Annotated in this window: 3 protein-coding genes; all 3 read right to left on the reverse strand. The window is 67.8% G+C overall.

The window, feature by feature from the left end; translation table 11 throughout:
* Positions 1–23: 23 nt before the first annotated feature.
* The 3 genes from AC08ON_RS03845 to AC08ON_RS03855 all read right to left on the reverse strand — a co-directional run bounded on the left by AC08ON_RS03845 (position 24) and on the right by AC08ON_RS03855 (position 5,694).
* Positions 24–383, reverse strand: a complete 360-nt coding sequence (locus tag AC08ON_RS03845) for a hypothetical protein (protein ID WP_476607403.1) — start codon at positions 381–383, stop codon at positions 24–26.
* Between the two features lie 306 nt (positions 384–689).
* Positions 690–1,328, reverse strand: a complete 639-nt coding sequence (locus tag AC08ON_RS03850) for a response regulator (protein ID WP_023840991.1) — start codon at positions 1,326–1,328, stop codon at positions 690–692.
* Between the two features lie 136 nt (positions 1,329–1,464).
* Entirely contained in the window at positions 1,465–5,694 is a 4,230-nt protein-coding gene (locus tag AC08ON_RS03855) for a hybrid sensor histidine kinase/response regulator (RefSeq protein ID WP_476607402.1), read from the reverse strand.
* Between the last annotated feature and the right edge of the window lie 35 nt (positions 5,695–5,729).

The following is a 5,729-nucleotide window of genomic DNA, read 5'->3' on the forward strand; positions in this document are numbered from 1 at the left end:
ACCAAGGAAGGGATTTAGGAAAGCTAACTTTGAAAAGGCTCAGTGATAGGCTTCAGGTCGCCGAGGAAAATTTCCAATTCGTGCAGTGCGGCCAGAGCCGTCGCCAGCCCGACGGCGAGCCGGTAGGTGTCTGGTCCGGACAACGCTGCGCCGCCGGCGACGGTTGCGGCGAGAATCGGAGCGTCGATGAACTCCGCGACGACGTATGGGGGGCGAGCGCCCGTGTCGAGGTCGAGGATGGCGGCGAGGCAGGACGGCGCCAACCGGCGGATGTTGTCGAGGTCGACGCGCAGGCGCCGACGGAACTCTGCGTCCCGCCCGAAGGGCGCAGTAATCGTCTTGACGAGGACCGGACGCGCCTCGCCGTTACGTGCAAGAAACACTGGTCCTGTCCTGGCGTCGACCAGCTTCCGTTCAACTGTATACGGACCGATAGTCTGGAGATCAGCCCCGGTGAGCCCAGGAAGGTTGCGCCGGGATATCGCCATACGACGAAACCTCCTACGACTGCACAAACCGGCCGTGCCGGCACGGCGGCGGATCTGGTCGACAAATTCATGTTATCGGCGCGAGCCATGGGCCGGGCGCCCCCTTGTGGTGGTCGAACACCCACACCCGCGCCATCCCGCCTAATGTTGGCGGGAGGCCGGATGCCCGCCGACGGGCGTGCCGGCCGGCGCCGTGGACGATCAGGCGTTCGTCGGCCGAGCGAAGGGCTGCAACCGGGTGACGAGTCCGCGGACCTCGGCCCCGGCCGCCGCCAGGGTCTCCTCGGCGGAGCTGCGGCTGCTGCCCTCCAGCAGGACGTCCAACGCGATCAGCCGCTCCGCGATCTCCGTCATCAGATCAAAGTCGCGAACACGCTGGTGGACCAGTTCGGCCAGCCGCTCGTTCTTCTCGAACAGCTCGACGAAGACGCTGACCTTGGCCCGGAGCAACCAGGGGTCGAAAGGCTTCGCGATGTAGTCGACCGCGCCGACAGCGTAGCCGCGGAACGCGTGATGCGGCTCGCGGTCGATCGCCGTCAGAAAGATGATCGGAGTGTCTCGGGTACGCCCCCGCTGCTTGATCCGGTGCGCTGTCTCGAAACCGTCCATCCCCGGCATCTGGACGTCCAGCAGGATCACCGCGAAGTCGTCCACCAGAAGACGCTTGAGAGCTTCCTCACCCGACGACGCCGTGACGAGATCCTGATCCAGCGAGGCGAGAATCGCCTCCAGGGCCATCAGATTGTCCGCTCGATCGTCGACCAGCAGGATCTTGCTGCGGGGCCGTTCCGTGCTCGGCCCACCTTCGCCGTCGACGGAACCGCCGGTCCGCTCGGTCACCCGCCTGCCTCCTCCTTCGCGATCGCCCTGCCGACCCGTGGTGGGCGTCGCCACCCCTACACGATCACTGATCGCTCCCGGCGGCATCTCGCCGCCCCACCGATAGCCACCCGAATGCGCACCATACGCGATCTGATCAATACAGATACGACCGCATCACCCCGAGGAGGTGCTCCAGATCCACGGGCTTGGTGATGTAGTCGGTGGCTCCGGCGGTGATGCTCTTCTCCCGATCTCCCGGCATGGCCTTGGCGGTCAGCACCAGGATCGGCAGATCCGCGAACGCCGGCATGTCACGGATCATCGAAGTCGTTTCGTTGCCGTCCATGCCCGGCAACATCACATCCATCAGCACGAGGTGCACGGGCGGGGTGTCCTGCTGCAGCATACGGATCGCATCATGACCGTTGTCGGCGTAGAGGACCCGCATTCCGTACATCTCCAGCGCGCTGGTGAGCGCGAAGACGTTGCGGACGTCGTCGTCGACGACCAGCACCGTGGTGCCGACCAGGGGATCGGATCCTTCCGATCCCTCGGTCAGCGGGCGGCTGGCGGACTCGGCGGACTCGGTGGACTCGGTGGACTCGGTGGACTCGGTGAGGAACGGAGTCCCCACCGTGACGGGCTCGCTCGGCCGCCAGCCCGACGTGAAGGCCGCCGAGCCCTCCGCCGGTCCGCTGGCCGCGGCGGACCAGTGGGCGCCGCCGATCCCACCCGCGTCCCCGTGCCCGGCGGTTCCCCCCGCGCCGGGCCCGGAACGGGTCGGGGACGAAGACGGGGACGAGGACGGGGACGCGAGTGCCGCCGTGCCGAACCGGTCGGCGTCGGGGCTCTGCCATCCGTTCGCGGGCCCGGCATCGCGGCCGGCGGACGGTGCGGGTCCGCCACCCGGTCCCGCGTCCACTCCCTCACCCGACCGCCGCCCGAGGTACTGACCCGACGGATCGACGATCATGAGAACGTTGTCTGGCTCGCCCGGCGTGACCCCAAAGGGCGGCGTCTGCGCCGGCGGGGCCGACGGCAGGTAGAGGGTGAAGGTGCTCCCACGGCCGACCACGCTGGAGACCGCGATGGCCCCGCCCAGCAGGCGGGCGATCTCCTTGCTGATCGACAGGCCGAGCCCGGTGCCGCCGTAGCGACGCGACGTCGTGCCGTCCGCCTGCTGGAACGCCTCGAAGATCATCCGAAGCTTCTCGACGGCGACCCCGATTCCGGTGTCGGTGACCGCGAACGACAACACCGTGCCCGCGGAACACAGGCTCGGCGAGAGGAAGGGCAGATCCGGCCGGGCGACGGTGACGTCCAGCCGGACGGTGCCGGTGTCGGTGAATTTCACCGCGTTCGACAGGAGGTTCTTCAGCACCTGCTGGAGGCGCTGCTCGTCGGTGACGAACTCGGCCGGCACGTCGGGAGCAAGGTTGACCTGGAATGACAGGCCCTTCTCCTCCGCCACGGGGCCGAAGACCCCGGCGACCGCGTCGCAGAGCGCCGCCGTGCGCACGGTGGTCGCATCGACGTTCATCTTGCCGGCCTCGACCTTCGACAGGTCCAGGATGTCGTTGATCAATTCGAGCAGCTCGGAACCGGCGGAGTGGATCGTCTCGGCGAAGTCGATCTGCTTGCGGGAGAGGTTACGGTCCGGGTTGTCGGCCAGCAGCTTGGCGAGGATGAGCAGACTGTTGAGCGGCGTGCGCAGCTCGTGGCTCATGTTCGCCAGGAACTCCGACTTGTACTGCGACGACAGCGCCAGCTGCTCGGCCTTCTCCTCCAACCCGATGCGGGCCAGCTCGATCTCGTGGTTCTTCTCCTCGAGCAGCGCCGCCTTCTCCTCCAGCTCGTTATTCGTCCGCTGCAGCTCGACCGACTGCGAACGCAGCTCCTGGGTGAGCCGCTGGGACTGGGCCAGCAGCTCCTCCGTCCGCGCGTTCGCCATGATCGTGTTCAGCACCACCCCGATGGTGTCGACGAGCTGGTCGACCAGGGTGAGGTGCAGCTCGGAGAACGGCGAGAACGAGGCCAGCTCGATGACGCCTAGCACCTGGTTCTCGAACACGACCGGCACGACGACCAGGTCGCACGGCGGCGCCTCACCGAGTCCGCTGCGGATGTTGAGGTAGCCGGTTGGTACGTGCTCGACTCGGATACGGTCGCGTTCCAGGGCCGCCTGCCCGATGAGTCCCTCGCCGAACAGGAAGGTGCCGTCCGAGCGGCGCCGGGGCACCGAGCCGTAGCCGGCGACGTAGCGCAGCTTGTCACCCTCGATGAAGTCGAGCAGGTAGACCGTGCCCTGCTGGGCGTTGACCGCGGGTGTCATCTCACTGATGATCATCTGGCAGACCGCGTAGAGATCGCGCTGGCCCTGCATCTTGCTGCCGATCCGGGCCAGGTTGGACTTCAGCCAGTCCTGCTGGGCGTTGACCTCGGTGGTCTCGCGCAGTCGCGCGATCATCTGGTTGATGTTGTCCTTGAGCTCGGCGACCTCGCCCTCGGCCTCCACCGAGATGGACCGGGTCAGGTCACCGCGGGTCACCGCGGTGGAGACGTCGCCGATCGCCCGCAGCTGGATGGTCAGCGTGGACGCCAGCTGGTTGACGTTGTCGGTGAGGTCCTTCCACGTTCCGGCGACTCCGGCTACGGTGGCCTGACCACCGAGCTTGCCCTCGACGCCAACCTCCCGGCCCACCCGGGTGATCTCCGCGGCGAACGAGGAGAGCTGGTCGACCATCGTGTTGACGGTGTCCTTCAGCTCGGCGATCTCACCCTGCGCGGTCACGGTGATCTTCTGCGACAGGTCGCCGCGGGCCACCGCCGTGGTCACCAGCGCGATGTTGCGGACCTGACTGGTCAGGTTGCCCGCCATCGAGTTCACCGACTCCGTCAGATCCCGCCACACCCCCGACACCCCGCGCACATGCGCCTGCCCGCCCAGGTTGCCCTCGGTGCCCACCTCGCGGGCGACCCGGGTCACCTCGTCCGCAAACGACGACAACTGGTCCACCATCGTGTTCAGGGTGTCCTTGAGCTCCAGGATCTCACCCTGGGCCGCCACGGTGATCTTCTGCGACAGGTCGCCGCGGGCGACGGCGGTGGCGACGAGCGCGATGTTGCGGACCTGGCTGGTCAGGTTGCCCGCCATCGAGTTCACCGACTCCGTCAGATCCCGCCACACCCCCGACACGGCCCGCACGTGCGCCTGCCCGCCCAGGTTGCCCTCCGTGCCCACCTCCCAGGCGACCCGGGTCACCTCGTCCGCAAACGACGACAACTGGTCCACCATCGTGTTCAGGGTGTGCGCGAGGCCCGCAACCTCGCCCCGGGCGTCGACGGTGATCTGCCGGGTGAGGTCGCCGCGGGCCACGGCCGCCGCGACCTCGGCGATGCTGCGAACCTGGGTGGTGAGGTTGCCGGCCATGACGTTGACCGAGTCGGTCAGGTCGCGCCAGACCCCGGAAACGCCCTTGACCTGCGCCTGGCCGCCTAGCTTGCCCTCGGTGCCGACCTCCTTGGCCATCCGGGTGACCTCGTCGGCGAACGCGGAGAGCTGGTCGACCATCGTGTTGACGGTCGACTTCAGTTCGTGGATCTCACCGCGGGCGTCCACCGTGATCTTCTGGCTCAGATCACCCTGCGCAACCGCGGTGGTGACCTGAGCGATGTTACGGACCTGGCTGGTCAGGTTGCCCGCCATCGAGTTCACCGACTCGGTGAGGTCCCGCCACACCCCCGAGACGCCCTTGACCTTGGCCTGCCCGTCCAGGTTGCCCTCGGTGCCCACCTCACGGGCGACCCGGGTCACCTCGTCCGCAAACGACGACAACTGGTCCACCATCGTGTTCACCGTGGTGCCGATCCGCAGGAACTCCCCGCGCACCGGCTGGCCGGCGATCTCCAACGCCATGTGCTGGGACAGGTCCCCCTCGGCCACCGCCGCTATGACCCGCGCCACCTCGTGGGTCGGCCGGGCCAGGTCGTCGATGAGGGAGTTCACCGCCTGCGTCATGTCGGACCAGCCGCCGGGGTTGCCCAGGTCCTCCATCCGCAGGGTGAGACGGCCGTCACGGCGGATCACCTTACTGACCCGGGCCAGCTCACGCGCGTGGCGCTCCTGGATGGCGGCCAGCTCGTCGAACTTGCGCACCACGTCACCGGCGTAGCCGTCCCGCGCCGCGAGGCGGGTCGAGAAGTCGCCCTCGCACAGGCGGGTCAGCCCGTGCAGGAGATCCGCGATCAGCTCGTCGGCGGCCCGCGACGCCCGAGCGTCGTCCACGGGAAGGGATGCATGGGGCACGATGGTCGCGGTAGCGTCACCGCCTGGTGCATCCAGATCATGACGAGCCGAGGGTTGCGGGTCGTATGCGGGGCTCATTGGTCTCCTACCTGAGCTCAGTCGACACGAGCGTC

This window comes from Frankia sp. CoWAU3 (assembly GCF_977971855.1).

Excerpts from the sequence above, each read along its gene's own strand:
- AC08ON_RS03855 (WP_476607402.1), bottom strand. The coding sequence starts at position 5,694 with ATGAGCCCCGCATACGACCCGCAACCCTCGGCTCGTCATGATCTGGAT.